The following is a 21272-nucleotide window of genomic DNA, read 5'->3' on the forward strand; positions in this document are numbered from 1 at the left end:
GATAAGGAGTTTAAAATTCTGAAGTAAAATGGAACTCCAATTCTGGATAATCTGTTTGAGCGGATTCTAGCATCCATCTAGATTCTGCTAAATAAACATCTCTACCTTCCTTATCTTTAGCCATGTAGTTGGCTTTTTTGCGAATGAACTCACTTAACTTTGCATGATCGGTTGTTGTAATCCAACAAGCTTTGTATAAGTTGATGGGTTCATAACGACAACTAGCTCCATATTCATGTTTGAGTCTATATTGAAGGACTTCAAATTGAAGTTGTCCAACCGTACCAATAATTTTTCTATTGTTAGAATTTTTAACAAACAATTGAGCGACTCCTTCGTCCATCAACTGTCGAATTCCTTTTGACAATTGTTTGGATTTCATAGGGTCTGCATTTTCAATATATTTAAATTGTTCAGGTGAGAAACTAGGGATACCTTTGAAGTGTAAAACTTCTCCTTCCGTTAGAGTATCTCCAATTTTGAAGTTCCCTGAATCGTACAAGCCAACAATATCACCAGGGTAAGCATTGTCAACCACTTCCTTTTTGGAAGCCATAAAGGTAGTTGGGTTGGAAAATTTTATTTTTTTGTCTTTGCGAACGTGCAAGTAGTTGGTATTTCGTTGGAATGTACCCGAGCAAACACGCAAAAAGGCAATACGGTCTCTATGGCGAGGGTCCATGTTGGCGTGAATTTTAAATACAAAGCCAGAAAATTTGTCCTCGTAAGGGTCTATAACCCGTTCTTCTGTTTTGAATGTAACAGGAGAGGGAGCAATTTCAATAAAACAGTCTAAGAGTTCTTTTACACCAAAATTATTGACAGCAGAACCAAAGAAAACAGGAGATAATTTTCCTGCCAAGTACTGTTCTTTGTCAAAAGCAGGATAAACGCCTTCTATGGTTTCGACCTCTTCTCTAAGCGTTTCGGCAGCATCCGCACCAATATGTTGTTCTAGTTCGGGGGAATTGATGTCATTAAAACCTAAAATGTTGCCATATTTCGTATTAGGAGAGAATAAGTTCAACTCTTTTTGGTACAAATTATAAACCCCTTTAAAGCTCTGCCCCATTCCAATGGGCCAACTCAATGGGCAAGTAGTCAATTTTAATTTGTCCTCAATTTCATCCAATAAATCAAAGCCATCTTTTCCTTCCCTATCCATTTTGTTGATAAAAACAATTACGGGAGTATCTCGCATTCGACAAACCTCTACTAGCTTTTCTGTTTGCTCTTCCACCCCTTTTGCAACGTCCATCACAACAATAACACTATCTACAGCAGTAAGGGTACGATAGGTGTCTTCGGCAAAATCTTTGTGACCAGGCGTATCCAAAATGTTGATATTACAATCTTTGTAATTAAATCCCATAACAGAGGTAGCAACAGAAATACCACGTTGTTTTTCAATCTCCATAAAATCTGAAGTGGTGGATTTCTTAATCTTGTTTGACTTTACAGCTCCTGCTACTTGGATGGCTCCACCAAAAAGCAATAGTTTTTCTGTTAAGGTCGTTTTACCACCATCAGGATGGGCAATTACAGCAAATGTTCTGCGTCTTTGAATTTCTTCTTTAAAATTGGCCATGGTATGTTTACTAATTATAAAATGCAAAATATTGGAAAAGTCTGCAAAAATAAGGATTTTATACTGAAGTGATAATAAAAGCGAAGGTTTTCATTTATAGAAGCATAAAAACATAAAAAAGAGATGGCTTGTTTATAGAAGGAATAAGGTATAATGAATGCTTTTGAAACGTCTTTACAAGAGGAGAAGAATAATTTTTAAAACTTAAGGTTATGCAATTATTATTTACAGGGCACTTGATATCTGCTATTATTTTGTTTTTCATGGGAATAATTCACGTGCGATCACTTCAAGTAGTAATTGCAAACATAGAAGTAGTAGGCTTTGATCCCATCGCTTATGATGAACCTGCACATAACTTTGCCATACGTGCCGTATTTTTTTGTGCTTTGACTATATTTGTGGGTTACAAAACTCGAGCAAGATTGCCCTTGATAGGTGCTTTCTTAGTAGGCAATGGGAGTTGTTTTTTAGGTTTTGGCTTGATAATGATTGGAGTACCTCGTTATGTCAATATGTATGATGCCTTTTGGTATTGGTGTTTTTACATGGGAGCAAATCTTATTTTAACCATTATAGCCATTGCCCAATATGAAAAAGCGGCACCAATAACGCCCATTTATCAGGATAATGTTTTAGATGATTTTTTAGACGATTTTTTAGACAAATAGTGCATATTTTTGCTAGAAGATAGATTATGACAACATTAAAAGAGACCACACTAAAGGAAGAAACAGTGCTTTATGCTACTACTTTTCCTGTGGGAACAATTATTTGCGAGCATCCAGTTGCTGATACTTCAGACATTGTTTGTTCTATCAAGATTATTGCCCCTCAAAAAATCTTGGATCAAAGTGTGGTTCAGATGCAGTTGACAGGAAGCACCGTATTATTTCCTTCTCAAACAACGTTTTATTACAAGATAAAAAATGAAGCGGTTGAGTATGCTTCAGAGAATGTCCCAGCTTCTGTAGCACTTCAAGAAGATTTGCAGGTTGTAGGTTTTTCAATTCCTGCTTCGTCTCAACTCATGTTCTTAACCAATACTAGCCAAGCTTTTGTTGGAGAAGAAGAGGAGTCTGATCGTTTGCAAGCGAATGATTTTAGAGCGACAGTATTAATTTTATTAAAGGAGAAAATAACTTTAGGGCGAACAACCTTGCCTAAAGAATCTCATATATACCTTACGGGCAAAGAATTGTCTTGGAGCTATTTTGGAGAAGATGCCAACCAGAACAAGATGCATCAACAAGGTGTGTTGATGGACTTTAGAGCACATGTAGAGCAAGCTTTAAAAACAGGAGAACTTGGTGATATTGAATATGAGGCATTGGAGTATCTGTCTACAAGTTATTTCAAAGAAAATATAGAATGGGCTTGTACTTTGTTAGGGCATTATTATAAAAATAAAGAGGAAAAGACAATTGCCGCCAAATATTACCTACAAGCTTACCGAACTGTTGTCGAAACAGACACTCCCAACCGAGAAAAAGCTTACCAATTAGATTATTGGATCTCAAAATTAAAGATGGGAGTCTCAATTACAGAAAAAAAGCATTCTTTAAGAAAGTTCTATATGTTTAATATTTTCTTGGTAGTAGTGCTTTTCTATGCAGGCGTACATTTAAACGAAGAAGAAAAAGCATTCTTAGCAGGCTTACGCCCCCAACAAGATTCTTATGATTGGGCAACGTCTTTTTATGCTATATTGGGACTTATATGCTCTTTATTTGCGACCTATGTAGGCGTTCGAACTTGGGCAACAATGCGCCGGATGGGAGTTGCTGTAGGCTTACTTTCGTTGCTTGGGTTTATTTATTCTATGGTTGTTTTGGTTTATGCAGATACCATGCGTATGGAAGATGTCCTAATGGTTTATGGTCCTTATATTGTGTTGGGAATGTGGCTGAATGCCTATGTAATGATGATGCGAGATCGTGATTTTTTGGAGGAGGAAGGCTAATTTTTTTTGAATAGTTACTTAACTCTTAACAAGTCGAATGAAAATACTTTACCGCATACAAGCTTTTTTAGGTTTTATACTGTATCTCATTGGCTTTAATTTGGAGCAAGAACAACAGCGATTGGTTGCTATTTTCTATGAAAATGGATATGATGCTGGACCTTATGGAAAACCTTCTATGTATTTTGCCATAGCGGCAGGAATATACTGTCTGTATTGCTTTTTGGTCGCCATTCGCACCGCCCAACGACTTCCTTTTATGGGACGCATTTGGAGTGTAGCAAGTCTCTGTTTAGGAATTTTCTCCGTTATCTTATTTTCAAGCCCTAGAGCGATTAGCTTGGAGGAGTGTTTCTGGGCTTGGACACTATACATTGCTCTAGGGTGGGGATGGACGGTTATTGTTTATCGTACTATTGATAACGCTCCTATTATGAAGCCGATTTATAAGGATGAAATCCTAGATGATTTATCAACCAGCTCAAACGAATAGAATGGAATTTGATAAAGAACAATTTATAAAAGATATTTATGCCATTACTCGACTAATTCCTAAAGGTAGAGTAACGAGTTATGGTGCTATTGCAACAGCCTTGGAGCAAAAACGCCGTGTTCGAATGGTGGGGTGGGCAATGCATGGATGTCCAGAGGATGTACCAGCGCATCGAGTCTTGAATCGAAACGGTGTTTTGACTGGTCGTACTGCTTTTGGAGGAAATTTGATGGCAGAATTGCTCCAAGCAGAAGGTATTGTTGTGAAAGATAATAAGGTGGTTGATTTTAAAACGCTCTTTTGGGACCCTCTAAAAGATATGGATTGTTGAGTAATAGACGATGTTTTGTTGGAGTAAGTGCCGCTAAAAAAGAAAGCGCATTTATGCAGTTTTTACTGAACGATTATTGAAAGATGGAAAAAAATAGTAAATTTCATTGTTTTGATCTTTTCGCAGCTGTAACCAAAAGGTCTATTGTATGTCTTCTCATTATTAAAAAATGCAATACTATACCACCCTCATTTTAGCAATTTTACTGTCTTCTTATGCTCCTTTTTTATACGCTCAAAACGACGTTATTGACCCCAACGATATTACCATTGTTAGAGATAAATGGGGAACGCCTCATATCTTTGCCAAAACAGATGCTGCTGTAGCCTATGGTTTAGCATGGGCAAACGCTGAAGATGCATTTGAAACGATGCAAGAATTGTTGATTATAGGTAAGCAGATGATGGGCAAAAAAGATGGCATAAAAGGCGCACCATTTGATTTTTTTGTACACTCGATTGGAACCGAAATGACTTATCAAGAGAATATTGGTAAGATTTCAAAAGAGTACATGACTTATTTAGATGGTTATTGTCAAGGAGTAAATGCTTATGCCAAAGCAAATCCCGACAAAATATTGCTCAAGAAAGCTTTTCCCATTGAACCCAAAGATATTTTAAAAGCTTATTTGGTGGGGTTTTCGGCATTGTCTGGAGCAGTTGACAAAGTAACCCATATTATGGAGGGGGATTATGATAAAGAACCAGTATCCAAACCTGCGGGATCAAATGCTTATGCTTTTGCACCTCACAAAACAACGAATGGTAATACTTTTTTGTGTATCAATCCTCATTTTAAAATAGAAGGTGCTTTTTCTTTTTATGATGCCCATTTGCACAGTGAAGAAGGTTTGAATATAACAGGAGCCTTGTTCCAAGGAGGCACTTGTGTTTTTATGGGAAACAATGAGCATTTGGGATGGGGGAAAACTTTTAACCACATTGATCAAGTTGATGTTTTTGAGTTGGAAATGCACCCTCGAAAAAAGCTATATTACAAATACGATGAGGAATATATAAAGTTAGAAAAAAGACCTGTTTGGCTAAAAGTTAGGATAGGAAAAATAGTTATTCCTGTACGAAAGATGACCTATTGGTCGAAATTTGGACCTACCTACAAATCTCCTCAAAAAAAGTATTATGCCGTACGTTGTCCAGCCTTTTTTAATTTGAAAGCAGGAGAGCAGTACTACAGAATGAACAAAGCAACAAATTACGATGAATTCCAAGCGGCACTAAGTATGAATGCCCATTCTATGTTCAATCTTGTATATGGTGACAAGGATGGAAATATTTTGTATTTATGCAACGGTATGTTGCCGAAAAGAAACCCTGATTATGACTTTACACAGATACTAAAAGGAGATTCAAAAGAGAAGTTATGGACAGAGTATTACACCCAAAAAGAACTTCCTAGGGTAGAAAATCCTAATTGTGGCTATGTTTTTAATGCGAATAACACACCAACGAATGCGACTTGTGTGATTGGGGATAATTGTAGTAAGGAAGTTCTGAAATATGCCGATATGCGTTCTGGTGATAACAATCGCTCCACTCGTTTTATGGAGATGATGAACCAAGATAAAACATACACGTTTGAAGAGTTTAAAGCCTTGAAGTTTGATACTAAAATGACGCCGAATTCTAAATTTTGGGAAAGCTTATCAGGCTTGTTTGCCATCAATTCAGAAGAATATCCTCCTTTTGAAGAAGCGATAAATTTGCTTCAAAATTGGGATGGTGATGCTAGTGCTGAGAATACAACAGCCCCATTGTTTCTATTGACCATCCAATACGTTTTTGATAAGATGGGATATACTGATGTTCCTTTTACAACAGGGATACCGGATACAATTCCTGCACAATTATATATTGAAGCGATAGAAAATGCTTCTAAAGATTTGTTGCAACAACACGGTCGTTTAAAAGTACCTCTGAAAGATATACTTTTCCATAGACGCAACGGCAAATTGTATCCTGCGAGTGGATTTCCAGATGTCTTGTCGCCCATTTATACGGTTCGCGAAGAGGATGGCAAGCAAGTGGCTGAATATGCCGATACTTATATTCATTTTGTAGAATTTGATAAAAAAGGACCTGTTCAAATTCAAACCCTTTTACCTTTTGAAGTTACGAAGGCTAGTGAGCAGTACGAAGATGAGTTGGAAATGTTTAATGAACGAGAACTAAAGACGATGAGTTTGAATAAAAAAGAGGTGCTCGAAAAAGCAGTAAAGACCTATCATCCTGTGCCTTGATATCTTATTTGGCTTTGAAGCGTTCTTTAAGAATACAAGCGGTGGATTGTCTCCCAAACCAAGGGAGATTCAAAGCCTTTGTCGATTACATATTTAGCGATTTTCTGCTTGCGTTTGTATAAGTTGGGTTCTTTTAACAATCGGTTTCTTTTCTGAATAACCTGTTCGAGGGTCTCCAAATAATCCTCGTCTGGTAATTCACTTTGAATGGCTTTTTTGATGGAATAGGCAGAAACTTGATTTAGTTTTAGTTCTCTGATAATTCTATGTTTTCCCCACTTTTTTATTCTAAATTTGCCACCAGCAAAGGCAATGGCATAACGCAATTCATTGAGAAAATTGTCCTCTATTAGGTCAGCAATGATTGCATCTACATCATCTCCATAAATACCTAAATCAAGTAATTTCGAACGAACTTCTTTGTGACAGCGTTCTTGGTAGGCACAAAAAGCTTGCAATTTGGAACGAGCTTGATCGTAAGAAATGTATTTTTTCATAAGTGGCGGTATTATTTTTTTTGAATAAAAGAAAATTAATGCTCAAAAATGAAACTTTTTAGGGGAATAGTCTCGTTAAAGAAAACATAAAAGCATTAAAAATTAACAATATGAGCAATATCTCACCCGAACTTTTTTGAATATCTATATATATTTGTATATTTGCGCTACAATTAAGTGTGAGTAAAAAGAGGGAACAGAGACTGTTCCCTCTTTTTAATACATAGAATAGGGGTAAATTTTACCCAGAAGAAGAAATATAAGCATGATTTCACTAACAGAGAAATTAACAGCACTTCTTGAGCAAAAATTCCAAGAAGAGGAATTTAGCCACTTATTTCTAATTGAGTTAAAACAGCTAAACAATGATGTTATCCAAGTCTTTTTGGATAGCGACAATTTTGTAACCTACGAACATTGTGTTAAGATAAGTCGTTACTTAGAGGAACACATTGAAGAAGGTGGCTGGTTGGGCGAAAAATACACGCTCGATGTTTCGTCGGCAGGTGTTGGAGCTCCCCTAAAACTCAAACGTCAGTACGTTAAAAATATTGGACGCAATGTAAGTATTGAAGTTAAGGACGATCACAAGCATGTCAAAGGTGTTTTGGCAGAAGTGAACGAAGATAGTGTTGTAGTTGAATACGAAGAAAAGGTAAAAATTGAAGGTCGAAAAAAGAAAGAGTTGATGACGATTCGCAAAGAGATTTCTTTCGACAACATTAAAAAAACGATAATTACAGTATCTTTTAAATAGTTAGTTTATAGAGCAACTACTTTTGTTGTTCGTACAATTTTGCGAAAGGTAGAATTGTAAACTATGAATTTAGATAAACATAAAATATTATGAAAGCATGAGCATCAATTTAATAGACTCATTCCAAGAGTTTAAGCATATAAAGAGCATTGATCTTCCTACGATGATCAGAGTACTAGAGGATGTTTTTCGTACTTTAATTCGCAAGAAATACAGCACTGATGAAAATTTTGATATCATCGTGAATGCTAATGAGGGCGATTTGGAGATTTGGAGAAAACGAGAAATTGTGCCAGATGGGGAAGTAGAGGATGATCGCTTTCAGATTACTATTACGGAAGCATTAGAAATTGAGGCAGATTATGAAGTAGGAGAGGAATGTTATCAGCGTGTTCATATCATTGATTTTGGTCGAAGAGCGATTATGGCTGCTCGCCAAACTTTGATTTCTAGAATATTAGAACTAGAGAAAGATAAAGTATTCCAGATGTATGTGGATCGTGTTGGAGAGGTTATTCGTGGAGAAGTACATCAAATATTGAAAAGAGAATTAGTTGTTTTAGATGATGAATCTGGGGTGGAACTGTTGTTGCCAAAGAGTGAAATGGTGCGTGGTGATTTCTTCCGCAAGGGAGATACCCTAAAAGCTATCATTCGCAAAGTTGATATGCGCAATAGCAACCCTGTTATTATCTTGTCTAGAACAGATAATACATTTTTGGAGAAATTGTTGGAACAAGAGGTACCTGAGATTGAGGATGGATTGATTACGGTTAAGAAAATTGTTCGTGTTCCTGGAGAGCGTGCAAAAGTAGCTGTAGAGTCTTATGACGAGCGAATTGATCCTGTTGGGGCTTGTGTTGGTATGAAAGGTTCTCGTATTCACGGTATTGTACGTGAATTACGTAATGAGAATATTGATATTATCAACTTTACAACCAATGAGTCACTGTTGATTCAACGTTCTCTTACACCAGCTAAAATTTCTTCTATCGAAATTGATGGGGAAAGAAAGAGAGCTTCTGTGTTTTTAAAACCAGAAGAGATCTCTAAAGCAATTGGAAAAAAAGGTATAAATATTAAATTGGCTAGTAAATTAACTAGCTATACAATAGACGTTTATCGAGAAGGATTTGAAGAATCTGATTATGATGTTGAATTGGATGAATTCAAAGACGAAATCGAAGAATGGATTATTGACGAGTTAAAAACAATTGGATGTGACACCGCACGTAGTGTATTGGAACTGAATGTTGAAGAATTGATTCGTCGCACGGATTTAGAAGCTGAAACTATCGCTGAGGTAGTAGCTATTCTAAATGCGGAATTGGAAGAAGATGCTTCTGGTAATAATGAAGAAGAGGAATAATTTTGGTACTAAAAACTTGTAAGAAATTATGATGTAATCTAATGAAACAGTTTTTAACCTATAGGCTATTGCGGAAAAATACAGCCTAATTAAAAGCTATTGTTCTCGTCCCTTGCATGGGTCTCTTCTACTAAAGGAGTATTGAATCCTAATGAATTTTTTTAAATTAATATATAGGAGTATTTATAGTTCGTTTTTTGTCACCAAACAATTCTTAAAAATAAGATTATACGAGCTATTTATTTTAAAGTAACGTAAAATTATAGGATGTCAAAACGTTTAGTCAAAGTAGCTAAAGAACTTAATGTTGGAACAAAAACTATTGTCGAATTTTTAAATGACAATGGCTTTTCTGTGAGCAACAAACCCACTGCAAAGATTTCGGACGAGATGTATGATGCACTTGCCAAAAACTTTCAGAACTCTATCGCAATCAAGGAGAAAGCCAATCAAATTACAATTGGTACTCGCAAAACAAAAGAGGAGCAACCAAAAGAAAAAGCAAAAAATTGGAAAACTAAAGAGGAGGAAACAACAGAACCTGTAACACCTGTTGAGCCTAAAACAGAAACGCCTGTTGTAGACGATACTCCTGTGGTCGAAGAGAAAAAAGAACCTTTAAAAGAACAAGTAGAGGAGCAGAAAAAAGAAGAAGTTACAGAAAGTAAAACACCTCAGCTTACAGGACCTAAAATTTTAGGGAAAATTAACTTGGATAATCAAGGTAAGAGAGGTAAGAAGAAAAAAACAGAGCATAAAGTAGAGGATAAAAAGGTTCAGAATGAACCTAAGAAAGAACAGAAAGAAAAAACAGTCGTCAGTACATCCAAGGACGAACGAACTAAAGATACTCCTAAAGAAGAAAAAGTGGTTGAAGAAATTAAACAACCTGTTGTTGAAGAGAAAAAGAATCCTGTGGTGGCTAAAGAAGAAGAGAAAACAACTAAGAAAGAGAAAACAGAAGAAACAACCTCTAATAGCTCATCTTCTAATACTGAGTTGGACATCAAAGTAGATGCTCCTCAGTTGAAAGGTTTGAAAATCTTAGGAAAAATCAATATTGCTTCTCCTAAATCTAAACGTAAGAAAAAAGGAAAAGACAATAAAAAGGGAGGACAGGATAGTAATGATCCCAAAAAGAAGAATTTGGTGGCTTCTTCTGAGAGTGGTCAAGGACAGAAAAAACGTAGAAAACGTACTCGTGTTAATAAATCAGATGATTCTAAGAATTCTCAAGGATCAGGTTCTAACAACAACTCGTCCAACAATAAAGATAATGCTGAGGACAAGAAAAAAACGTTCAAAAAACCAGACGCAACGCCAAGTAATCGTAGAAATAAGAAAAAAGGTAGACGCAAGGAAATTGACAACAAAGAGATTGATGATAAGCTAAAAGCAACAATGAATCTTTTGAGTGGTCGCGGTGGTAAGAAGAAAAAGTTTGGTGCTTCTCGTAAAGAAAGAGACGAACAACGTGCTGAGCGTTTGCGTGAAATTGAAAATAGCACAGAGGAAGCTCCTAAGATTCAAGTAACAGAATTTATCTCTGTATCTGAATTGGCCAACTTGATGAAGGTTAGCGCTACGGAGATTATCATGGCTTGTATGAACGAAAAACGTATGGTTTCTATCAACCAACGTATGGATAGAGAGTTGATTGAGTTGATGGGTATTGAGTTTGGTTATGAAATTGAGTTCGTGTCTGCTGAAGACCAAATGGAGAAAGATTACCAAATTGAGGATGATGAGTTAGAAGATAACACGCCTCGTTCTCCAATCGTAACGGTAATGGGACACGTTGACCACGGTAAGACTTCTTTGTTGGATAGTATTCGTAAAGCGAATGTTGCTGGCGGTGAAGCTGGTGGTATTACACAACATATTGGTGCTTATGAAGTAAAAGTAGGAAATCAAGGAACAATTACGTTCTTGGATACTCCTGGTCACGAAGCCTTTACGGCAATGCGTGCTCGTGGTGCTAAAGTAACGGATGTAGCGGTTATTATTATCTCTGCAGATGATAGTATTATGCCACAAACTAAAGAGGCTATTAGTCACGCACAAGCTGCTGAAGTACCAATTATTTTTGCCATTAACAAGATAGATAAAGAAGGTGCGAATCCTGATAAAATCAAACAAGAATTGGCTTCAATGGACTTGTTGATTGAAGAATGGGGTGGTAAGTACCAAAGTCAAGATATTTCGGCTAAAAAAGGTTTGAACATTGATTTGTTGCTAGAAAAAATCTTATTAGAGTCTGAAATGCTAGAATTGAAAGCGAATCCAGAAAAACGTGCTGTTGGTACTGTTTTGGAAGCTTCACTTGAAAAAGGACGTGGTTATGTCGCTAAGATACTAGTTCGCAACGGAACCTTAGCTGTTGGAGATGCAATGGTGGCTGGTCCTCATTATGGTAGAGTTAAAGCAATGTTCAATGAACGTGGTAAACGTGTGAAAAAAGCAGGTCCCGCTACTCCTGTATTAGTTCTAGGTTTGCAAGGTGCTCCTCAAGCAGGGGAAACTATGAATGTGATGGCTTCTGAAAAAGAAGCGAAGGATTTGGCTGGAAAACGTGCTAATCTAGTTCGTCAACAACAAATTCGTGCTACACGTCGTGTTACATTGGATGATATTACAAATCGTATCAAGATTGGTAACTTCCAAGAGCTTAACCTTATCGTTAAAGGTGACTTTGATGGTTCTGTAGAGGCTTTGGCAGATTCATTGTTAAAATTGTCAACCGACCAAGTTCAAACCAATATCATTTACAAAGCAGTTGGTCCAATTACAGAATCGGATGTTAACTTGGCTGCTGCTTCGAACGCAATTATTGTAGGTTTCCAAGTACGTCCTAACCCAATGGCAAAACGCTTGGCAGAGAATGAAGGGGTAGAGATTAATACTTACTCTATCATTTACGATGCCATTGATGAAATTAAGTCAGCTTTGGAAGGAATGTTGGAACCAAAACAAGTAGAAGAAGTAATTGGTATGGTAGAGGTGCAGCAAGTATTCAAAATTTCAAAAGTGGGTGCTGTTGCAGGTTGTTTTGTTCAAGAAGGAAAAATTACCAGAAACGGCTATGTTCGAGTTATCCGTGGTGGCATCGTGGAATATCCTAAAAAAGAGGGCGTTCACGGCGAGTTGTCTAGCTTACGTCGCTTCAAAGATAGCGTAACAGAAGTTAAAAATGGTTTTGAATGTGGTTTGACCATGAAGAACTATAACGATTTGAAAGAAGGTGATGTTCTTGAGGTTTATGAAATCAAAGAAGTAAAACAAACTCTTTAAGAATGGTAATTAGTTTATTGTCAGTTTAATATAATTTTTAATAGAGTGACGTAAGAAATAAAATAAACAAGATTTACTTCTACATAATATAATGGTGGTGCTGTACTGATCTATTTTCAGTGCAGCACTTTTTTATTTACCTTAAATGTTATTAGAGACAAGGAAGAAGTTGAAGAATTCTTAGTAAGAAATAAAAAAAATACTACGAATGAAAAACAACATTCGTAGTATCTCTAAACTTAAATGAGGATATATTTTATTTTCCTAATTCTGGACTAGTGGTAACCGTTGTATTGAGTTCTAAATTATCAAACTTAGCAACAGGAACTGTTGCTTGTCTTGCATCATCGTAAGCAACCATAACAGAATCGGAGATAGCCGTTAATGGGAACTCGGTTGAAACAATAGATTCTCCCAAAAAGATTTTATTAGGAACATTATCCAAGGTAAAGTGATAATAAGTTTTGCCATCAATTAAACTAGATTGAATGCGCTGAACATGACCGTAGATCGTATAGATTCCTTCTTTTTTATCGACAACTTTTCCTCCTCGATAAGAGCGAAGGGCTTCTTCTAATGTTTCACCAACACCGACAATAGAATGATCTCGAACAGAAACCATGGCGACCATTTTTATCAAACCTGCTTGGTCTTTTAAGGACAGGACATAAGTAGGAACATTATTGATATTGTATAAAATTGGAAAAGAACCAATGTATTTTTTTTCTTGAACTTTCCCCATTGCAGATCGACGAGCAGCTTCTTCGGTTGCCCCGACTTGTTTGTAACGAGTAGCTTCTTTGGTTCTTGTATTAACCAATACAAAACCAATTGTTCCTTCTTCTTGTCCGACAGAAGTAAGACCTGTGTACCAATAGGACTGATCATCTTTACCATAAACTAACGAGAGCCCTTTGGTGGTTGTCTTTTTGTCCAAATTAGAGAAGTTCCAATACCCATGAATATATTCTCCCCAGTATTCCAACTGTTCCTCTACCATTTCCATAGGTTGAATGCGATCTATCCACTTGGGAGCTGTTTCGGGGGTGTATTCTTTGATCTCGCCTGTTTCTGCATTAACAACAGCAACACCATAGGCATTCATACCACTAAAACCAACTTCGTGACTATATAAAGTAACAACCCAGTATGGTGTACCTTCATCATCAATTTCGAAGGTATAATCTGTCAAACCAGTTGTCATATAACCACTTAAATAAAGATGACGATGTAGATTGCTGCCAAAATAGGCTTCGGGTTGGTATTTGATTTTTACATTGCTAACCAATTCTACTTCTGGATCGGAGGTAGCTGCGACCTTGATATAAGCAGGTGTGCCTTCACGATTATTAAACCACTTAAAAAAGCCTGAATGCAAAAGAGGAGCTATCCAAAAAAGTTCTCCATTAACATTTTGAATTCTAAATTCACCTACATAAGCTTGGCTACCCAAGGTGCGTTCTTGACCTGGTAATTCCTCTCCAAGAACTTTGTCACCCAACCGATGGGCTACCTCTTGGTCAATGATGCGAATTTTATCAAGTTCTACAGGAGGTACTTCCTCCGCAAAGTTTTCACTCAATTTTATTTCTCCAATCAAACCTTGATAAGACATCGCTCTAAAACCTTCCCAAGTAGCCAAACTAATGACCATAATGTAAGTGATTGTCAAAAGGGCGGTTAAGGTTGATAATTTGAATAAAAAAGTCTTTTTCTTATTGATAACTCGCAGCTCAATAATCATTACTGTTAAAGCAATAAAAAAGATACCTACAGGCAAACTCAAGAACCACATGTTTAATACAGGGAGGTTCATATAGAGATAAACTGGGGCAACAATTAAAAGGAATAAACCATAGAGAATCTGTGCCAATCGGTTTAAAAATGAAGTGGGTTGACTTGTTGTCGTGCTCATATTTATGTATGTGTGTCTTTAATTTTTATAATACTTTGCTAATTTCATCTTTATTCAATCATTCGTTAAAACTAGGTAGTAACAACGCAGCTAAGTATTTTATTCTATGATAATAAATAATAAAAAGATTGAATGCTCTTAAAACAGAATTTTTTAAAAATTGGTTTCATCAAATCTCAATAACAAGACCATCGTATGCAATTCGTACATGAGGAGGCAATAATTGTTCTGTGTTGGCGTGTGTTCCCATTTTATGACTCAAGTGCGTTAGATAGGCGTTAGGAATTTGTAGTTGTTGAATGAAGTGTACAGATTCTTCCAGTGTAGAATGAGAATGATGAGGTTGATGTTGTAAAGCACTAATTACCAATGTTTCTACACCTTCTAATTTACGAATTTCTGATGGTTGGATAGATTTGAAATCGGTTAGATAAGCAAACGTTCCAATTCTGAATCCTAAAATAGGCAGTTTGCCATGAAAGATTTCTATTGGAGTGATCTCTATCCCTGCTGCTGTAAATGTACTGTCTTTTGTTATTAAATGCTGTTGTACTTTAGGAACCCCTGGGTAGGTTGCTTCAAAAATGTAAGCATACCGCTGTTTGAGTTCTTTGGCAACCCTTTTTGTAGTATAAATAGGCATATCCATTTCATACATAAAGTTAAAGGGACGAATATCATCTAAGCCAGCAACATGATCGCTGTGTTCATGAGTAATCAAAATGGCATCTATTTGCTTTGTTTTGGCACGAAGCATCTGCTGCCTAAAGTCAGGACCTACATCAATTACAATTGTTTTTCCTTTTATTTCAATTTGAATAGAAACTCGCAAACGATTGTCTCTAAAATCGGTAGAAAGACAGGCATCGCATTCGCAACCAATGACAGGAATGCCTTGGGATGTTCCTGTCCCCAAAAAAGTAACTTTCATGTAGTAATATTCGTTTATGTTGGATTTGTGTATACTTCAACTTCTGTTGTTGTACAACAAAATATTTCTTCTTGTAAAGATAAAATTCTATCTATTTTGTAAGGCATCAATCTTTGACAGAATCAAAATGATTAAAAATAACCTCAAAATAAGTAGGGTTAAAAAAATTATCCATACTTAACACGTCAATTGTGTTTTTATGTGTTCTATTGGGAAGCAAATCATGCCCTAGCACCTCTACAAAAATATTACGCATCAACTCAATACAATACAGCGCCTGGTTATCTTGATCATCAAATCCCATGTCAAATGGAACTTTTTCTTTTAAGAGTTGGTGTGCTATTTGTAAAATTTCCCGTTTTTGTTCAGGTAGGCATTTTAGACGAACCAACACCAGACTTCCTGCGGCACTTTGTTTGATGTATTGCTCTAAAGGTTCGATATGGACATGATTCACCTGCTCGTTAGAAGCGGTATGGAGGACTTGTATGGGCGGTTTAGATGTATTAATAATAAAAGCGCAGTGGGTAACGGGGTATTTTTCTTGAAGAAAATCAGCAATGAAGTCACTAATACTACCAAAGCCTTTTCGCAATAAGATATCCCCATCTTGAAGTAGACGGAGTTCTCTAGAACTTAAAGAATCAGAATTCGTATTTTGTGCTTTACCATTGCCAAATAATAAGTATTGTGTTAGATTGGGCATGGTTGTGTCCCATGTTGTGGTAGCAAATGAGTTAACAGTCGTATCGGTAGACGAGGATTTGCACGCAGAAAAGCAAAAAAGGACCACTGTTAGCAGTAGTCCTTTTAATATTGTGGGTATATTTTTTTTATTCCGCATTAGATTCTTTGGGTTGATCAACCAACCATTTTCCTCCCTCTTGAATTACGGTAATACTTTTGCAATTGCCTGTAATTTCTTCACAACAGTCACAACTAGCTTTTTGATCGGAAGTAGTGCATTTGATTGTAATGTTCTGACTTACATCTAGCCCGCCAAAAAGAGAGTTGATTTGATCTTCTTTGCCCATTTGCTGGAGCATATCAATACGAGTAGCCATAAAGTCCATCACAGGATCTGTGCGGTTGGATGTAAATTCTTTTGCGCCTTCAAAATCATTTGCCTTTATTTTTTGGATAAAGCTTTCCATTGTTTCATCAGGAGAGCCCTTAGAATTTGTTGAGCCAGAAGATTCACACCCCAAAAAAACAAATAGGGAACAGAAAAGAGTAGCGAAAAGAATATGTTTCATTGGTCAATTGTTTTAGTAGTCCATTGATTTATTTAATAATGGGATTCTTATAAGAAGAATTCCTAATAAGGAAAATCCATTTGAGCAAACCACTTTTCGTCTTGTTGAACCATTGTTAATTCAACATCAAATTCTGGATTGCAACATAGTTGGCAAATCGTAGTGCCACTTTTCTCAGCACAAGTAACTTTGGAAACTTCCATTTTGTAAGGAGCAATCAATTCCTCTTTTTCTTCAGCATTAATCATCTTTAGATTCGTAGCAAAATCTCTTAACGATTCTTGAGTTGATTTCGTTCCGTATAATTTAGCTTTTTCAAAATCCTCTGCTTTCAGAGCTTCAAAGAAACCTTTAGCTGCTGCTTCAGGAGTACTTTGATCCGTTTGAGGCTCAGACGTGCACGCAATATTTAAAAACAATAAAAAAACTAAGGCAGTCAATAAACGCATGATAGTATATTTTAGTAGTTTGTCAACTTTTATCTTAAGCATTCCATATAGTGTTGAAAACCCAATCAGTTGGCGATCAATTTATATTAGAATATTGCTGTTTTCTTAAACTGACGTAAGAAACGAACATCATTTTCAAATAATAGTCGAATGTCATCAATTTGATACTTTAACATGGCGATACGTTCCACACCCATTCCAAATGCAAATCCAGAATATTTATCCGTATCAATACCGCAATTTTTTAAGACCGCAGGGTCAACCATGCCACATCCCAAAATTTCAAGCCAGCCTGTTCCCTTTGTAATACGTTTGTCGGCTTCTGTTTCGCACCCCCACCAAACATCTACTTCTGCACTGGGTTCTGTAAACGGAAAGAAAGAAGGACGCATACGAATCTTAGTAGCTCCAAACATCTCTTTCGCAAAGTAGTAAATGGTCTGACGTAGATCTGCAAAACTTACTTTTTCGGCAATATACAAACCCTCTACTTGATGAAATTGGCAGTGTGCTCGAGAAGAAATCGTCTCGTTTCTATAAACACGACCAGGTGCAATAATACGTATCGGTGGTTTTTGATTCATCATAACATGAGACTGAACAGAAGACGTATGAGTACGCAACAATCGGCTAGGGTCATTCAAGATATAGTAGGTGTCCTGCATATCCCTAGCAGGATGATCTTCTGGCGTATTCAAAGCCGTAAAGTTGTGCCAATCGTCTTCAATTTCACTATCTTCTGCTACTGTAAAACCAAGTCGATCAAAAATTTCAATCATTTGATTTAGAACCAAAGAAACAGGGTGTCTAGACCCCAATTCTAAGGCTTCTGCTGGTGCCGTCAAATCTATTGCTTCGACCTGATTCGCAGCTTGCGCTGTTAGCGCTTGTTGAGCAGCATTAAACTTTGCCTCAGCAGCCTGCTTGACTTCATTGACAAATTGCCCATATTCTTTTTTGCGTTCATTAGGGATGTTGCGGATTTCACCAAACAAAGGTTTGATGGTATTTTTTGTTCCTAAATATTGTATGCGGAAAGCTTCTAAAGCTTCTTTATTATCAATAACAGCCGCTTCAATTGCTTGTTGTATTTCTTTTACTTTATCAAATGCTTCAATGACCATAAAGCTAGTTGGTTGTTTCTTTATTAAATAAATACGACTAAAAGAGTACTTGGTGGATTGTTGTTTGATTGTTAATTGTTTGCAGTCTCAAATTTGAAAATAGATTAGATTAACAATCAAGCGAATACAATTTTTCCACGAAGTATTGACAAAAATAGCTTTTTCTTTAGCTAATGTCAAAAAAACGACCCATATGTTTATATTCTAACTGAATTACAAGTAGGAAGTCTTCCACAATAGATTCTAACTTCTTTTGAATCGTAGTAGCGCAACGGAGTATTATATTCTGAAATCTTTTTATTATTTTGGTTAGAAACATCAAGAACATCAACTTTATCAATTACAAACCAAGAACAATGAAGAAGATATTTTATACCATACTATTGTTGTCAACAATGAGCAGTTTGATAATGGCACAGGCAACAGGTAATCGAAATTATGCCAAAAGAGCAAAGGGAAATGTGAATTACAATAATAATACCTACAACGATTATTCAGAAGTTCCTCAGAATATAGAACCCAATGTTACGTTAGGGCAAGGCAAGTTGGTTACCCTAGAAGTTCAAATATTGAGCAATCAAAAAGCAGATACCTATGTGGCGATATTTAACCTAACACAAATGGGAAAAACGGTTGATGAAACCAATCGGCTACTAACTGACCGGTACAATGGTTTTGCGCAAGAATTGCAAAGTGTGGGAATTCCTAAAGACGCAATTTATTTGGATATGATTTCTTTTGTCCCCTTGTATGAATATGAAAAAGAAAAAAAAATCTTCTCCAAAACCCATAATGAAGTGCCCAAAGGCTTTGAAATGCAGCAAAATGTACACATCAAGTACAACGACATGAGTATGATGCCTAAGATCATGTCCGTAGCAGCAAAATATGAAATCTTTGATTTAGTGAAGATAGATTATGCTGTTGATAATCAAGAAGCAGTTTATGTTGAAATGAGAGAAAAAGCCGTTGCGCACTTGGTTCAAGAAATAGAATTGTATGTCGATCGTTTAGGAGTAGATTTAGAAAGCGGGTATCGTATCGTTGGTGAAAACAAGCAAGTGAGTTTTCCTGTTGATCGCTACTCTAGTTATAATGCTTACTCGAATGTATCGTTGGGAGGAACTCCTGAGAAGGGAAAGGTACAAGATATGTACAAGCCTAAAACAATGTACTATGACAAGGTAGCGTATGATAACTTTGATATTGTTATCAATCCAACAGTATTAGAACCAGCAATACAGTTTATGTATACAATGAAAATTCAAATAGCCGTGAAAGACCCTAATCAGCCAACACCTCAACATGTCTGGCTAACTCCTGATGGAGATTTAGTGCCCATCAAAATTGATTAGTTTAGAATTGGATAAATTCTAAATGTTGGAATTAAACGCCAAAAAAATTGTAAAGTGCTTTGCTTTTTCTTAACTTAATGAATAGTACTTATATGTCTATATGCAGTAGTTTAGCTGCGCTACTATCATGTGGTTTGAATGAATAATGATAGGTGCTAATAACGAAGTAATTATTGCTCAATAGTCCATTTAACCCCACAAAATGATGAAAATAGATTGTCATAAAAGCATCCAATGAATGTTGTTTGTAGTAATGCGAGCATAATTTTCGAATTGTGTTAGAATTATAAATTGTGCATGACTTCAACAGCTTTTTGAAAAAATGTTTTTCCTTGATAACTTTTAATCCCTATAAAAATGAACATAGAAAACACATTAAAATCTATCGAAGCAACGAATAGATTGATTAATCAGAATCGAGTTTTGTTAATATGTGGCGAGGAAGAATATTTGAAACAACTTGACAAAGGCAACTGGATTGGCGGAACAATTCCTTATTGTATGAGTGATAAAGGAGGTGGTTTGATTGGTGAAAATGCGGTTTTTGTTACAGATTTTACAGATAAGATCATTGATGTTAAGGTAGCTTCTTATTCCAAAGATGAATTTAAAACGATGTTGAATGATCGTTACTTGGATGGATTTAGTTATGTTGTTGTACCTGCATTTTCAGAAGTACACGAAGAGTATGGTCTGAATATTAGCAACGAATCTAATCTATTTGACGTGCCTACAATGGGATGGGTAACAGGGGTCTATTTAGAAGAAATAGGTCTAAAAACGCCCAAAGTGATGAATGGAAAAACGGGGGAATTGCTAGAAAATAAAATTTGTGCATTGCATTGTCAATTACCCGAAGGGGTCTATGCAGAGTTGGATATTATTAATATTTATGAACAAGGGAATGGTGATGTTTTTACATTTCCAGAGAATAGTTTTTCTTGCTCGGATTGTTTGATTAATGGAGAACCTGGTAACCTAGCAGAATATTACTTGGAACATGGGGTGAATCGAACACTACCTCTAGTCGCTAATTATGCAGGTGTTCCAATAAATGTAGATATACAAGATGTAGATGCAGAAAACAAAACAATGTCTTTTTTTGGACCTTTAAATATAGCCTATGAATATAAAATTGCCAACCTTGTCGAAGATAGATATGCGTTGTTTTGCAAACGACTTCCTGATGATAGTTCGAATATTAGTTGTTCCTGCAATTGTATTTCCAGCTATCTGAATATCGGAATGGAAGGAAAGCACTCGGGGGGAATTGTAGGACCATTTACGTTTGGAGAAATAGCCTATGTCTTGGTGAATCAAACAATGGTGACACTTTCAATCAACAATTTTCAATAGTTGAGTAATTGTGTAGAATTAACGAACTAATAATCAACAATAGTGCTAGATAAATCTTAGAAAAATAGCTAAAAAAGCTTTTTTGTAATTAAAAAACTGTCCTATGGTACCAAATCTTAATGAAAAAGAATGGAAGGATTTATTATTGAATGATGACGCTCCGCCTCTAAAAAGTTTATCTCTAAAGCTCAAACTTTCTTCTTTAAAAGCCAATATAAAAATAGAAAAAACCACCTTGGCAGAAGCCATATCAGAGCTATACAACTATTGTGTGGCGAATGAAAAGTTGTGTGCAAAAGATTTAGCGCTTATTTTCAAAAAAAATTAAAACCCAATAGAA

The 21272-nt window shown here is 36.1% G+C and carries 19 protein-coding genes; 11 read left to right on the top strand and 8 right to left on the bottom strand.

The genetic code is table 11. The features are described 5' to 3' along the window. Positions 1 to 10: 10 nt before the first annotated feature. The gene (locus tag QP953_RS02195; protein ID WP_309553818.1) at positions 11 to 1588 is read right to left on the bottom strand and encodes a peptide chain release factor 3; all 1578 of its coding nucleotides are present in this window, start codon (positions 1586 to 1588) and stop codon (positions 11 to 13) included. Positions 1589 to 1800: 212 nt separating this feature from the next. Here QP953_RS02195 and QP953_RS02200 point away from each other — a divergent pair, with 212 nt between their 5' ends. The 5 genes from QP953_RS02200 to QP953_RS02220 all read left to right on the top strand — a co-directional run bounded on the left by QP953_RS02200 (position 1801) and on the right by QP953_RS02220 (position 6632). Then, complete coding sequence (locus QP953_RS02200) at positions 1801 to 2259, top strand: hypothetical protein (RefSeq protein WP_052597811.1); 459 nt, start codon at positions 1801 to 1803, stop codon at positions 2257 to 2259. Positions 2260 to 2285: 26 nt separating this feature from the next. After that, positions 2286 to 3551, top strand: coding sequence for a hypothetical protein (locus QP953_RS02205; RefSeq protein ID WP_309553819.1), 1266 nt, complete (start codon positions 2286 to 2288; stop codon positions 3549 to 3551). 37 nt (positions 3552 to 3588) lie between these two features. Continuing rightward, a complete protein-coding gene (locus tag QP953_RS02210) occupies positions 3589 to 4044 on the top strand; it encodes a hypothetical protein (protein ID WP_309553820.1) in 456 nt (151 codons plus the stop codon). A gap of 1 nt (position 4045) precedes the next feature. Beyond that, positions 4046 to 4375 carry an MGMT family protein gene (locus QP953_RS02215; RefSeq protein ID WP_052597814.1) on the top strand — a complete coding sequence of 110 codons (330 nt, stop codon included), beginning with the start codon at positions 4046 to 4048 and terminating at the stop codon, positions 4373 to 4375. 169 nt (positions 4376 to 4544) lie between these two features. After that, entirely contained in the window at positions 4545 to 6632 is a 2088-nt protein-coding gene (locus QP953_RS02220) for a penicillin acylase family protein (RefSeq protein ID WP_309553821.1), read from the top strand. A 26-nt stretch (positions 6633 to 6658) separates the two neighbouring features. Here the strand turns inward: QP953_RS02220 and QP953_RS02225 are convergent, their stop codons facing one another. Then, complete coding sequence (locus tag QP953_RS02225) at positions 6659 to 7129, bottom strand: regulatory protein RecX (protein WP_309553822.1); 471 nt, start codon at positions 7127 to 7129, stop codon at positions 6659 to 6661. 265 nt (positions 7130 to 7394) lie between these two features. Between QP953_RS02225 and rimP the strand changes: the two genes are divergently transcribed. The 3 genes from rimP to infB all read left to right on the top strand — a co-directional run bounded on the left by rimP (position 7395) and on the right by infB (position 12546). After that, positions 7395 to 7886 carry a ribosome assembly cofactor RimP gene (gene rimP / locus QP953_RS02230; RefSeq protein ID WP_052597817.1) on the top strand — a complete coding sequence of 164 codons (492 nt, stop codon included), beginning with the start codon at positions 7395 to 7397 and terminating at the stop codon, positions 7884 to 7886. A gap of 97 nt (positions 7887 to 7983) precedes the next feature. Then, positions 7984 to 9255, top strand: coding sequence for a transcription termination factor NusA (nusA, locus tag QP953_RS02235; RefSeq protein ID WP_052597818.1), 1272 nt, complete (start codon positions 7984 to 7986; stop codon positions 9253 to 9255). Positions 9256 to 9522: 267 nt separating this feature from the next. Further along, positions 9523 to 12546, top strand: coding sequence for a translation initiation factor IF-2 (gene infB, locus QP953_RS02240; RefSeq protein WP_309553823.1), 3024 nt, complete (start codon positions 9523 to 9525; stop codon positions 12544 to 12546). A 256-nt stretch (positions 12547 to 12802) separates the two neighbouring features. Here the strand turns inward: infB and QP953_RS02245 are convergent, their stop codons facing one another. From QP953_RS02245 to pheS, 6 genes are all read right to left on the bottom strand, one after another. Then, positions 12803 to 14461, bottom strand: a complete 1659-nt coding sequence (locus QP953_RS02245) for a hypothetical protein (protein ID WP_309553824.1) — start codon at positions 14459 to 14461, stop codon at positions 12803 to 12805. 169 nt (positions 14462 to 14630) lie between these two features. Then, positions 14631 to 15392 carry an MBL fold metallo-hydrolase gene (locus QP953_RS02250; protein ID WP_309553825.1) on the bottom strand — a complete coding sequence of 254 codons (762 nt, stop codon included), beginning with the start codon at positions 15390 to 15392 and terminating at the stop codon, positions 14631 to 14633. 106 nt (positions 15393 to 15498) lie between these two features. Beyond that, positions 15499 to 16098: a YiiX/YebB-like N1pC/P60 family cysteine hydrolase gene (locus QP953_RS02255; protein ID WP_052597821.1), complete on the bottom strand. Its 600-nt coding sequence runs from the start codon at positions 16096 to 16098 to the stop codon at positions 15499 to 15501. Between the two features lie 127 nt (positions 16099 to 16225). Further along, a complete protein-coding gene (locus tag QP953_RS02260; RefSeq protein WP_052597822.1) occupies positions 16226 to 16648 on the bottom strand; it encodes a hypothetical protein in 423 nt (140 codons plus the stop codon). 62 nt (positions 16649 to 16710) lie between these two features. Further along, positions 16711 to 17139 (bottom strand): hypothetical protein, encoded by a 429-nt coding sequence (locus tag QP953_RS02265; RefSeq protein WP_309553826.1) that lies wholly within the window; start codon positions 17137 to 17139, stop codon positions 16711 to 16713. Positions 17140 to 17183: 44 nt separating this feature from the next. Next, entirely contained in the window at positions 17184 to 18221 is a 1038-nt protein-coding gene (gene pheS, locus QP953_RS02270) for a phenylalanine--tRNA ligase subunit alpha (protein WP_052597824.1), read from the bottom strand. Between the two features lie 356 nt (positions 18222 to 18577). On the opposite strand from pheS, the gene QP953_RS02275 reads away from it, so the two are divergent. From QP953_RS02275 to QP953_RS02285, 3 genes are all read left to right on the top strand, one after another. Further along, positions 18578 to 19576, top strand: a complete 999-nt coding sequence (locus QP953_RS02275) for an SIMPL domain-containing protein (RefSeq protein WP_309553827.1) — start codon at positions 18578 to 18580, stop codon at positions 19574 to 19576. Between the two features lie 357 nt (positions 19577 to 19933). Then, the gene (locus QP953_RS02280) at positions 19934 to 20932 is read left to right on the top strand and encodes a DUF6976 family protein (RefSeq protein WP_052597826.1); all 999 of its coding nucleotides are present in this window, start codon (positions 19934 to 19936) and stop codon (positions 20930 to 20932) included. 103 nt (positions 20933 to 21035) lie between these two features. After that, positions 21036 to 21260 (top strand): hypothetical protein, encoded by a 225-nt coding sequence (locus tag QP953_RS02285; protein WP_052597827.1) that lies wholly within the window; start codon positions 21036 to 21038, stop codon positions 21258 to 21260. The last annotated feature ends 12 nt before the right edge of the window (positions 21261 to 21272 follow it).

The organism is Aureispira sp. CCB-E (assembly GCF_031326345.1).
GTDB lineage: Bacteria > Bacteroidota > Bacteroidia > Chitinophagales > Saprospiraceae > Aureispira.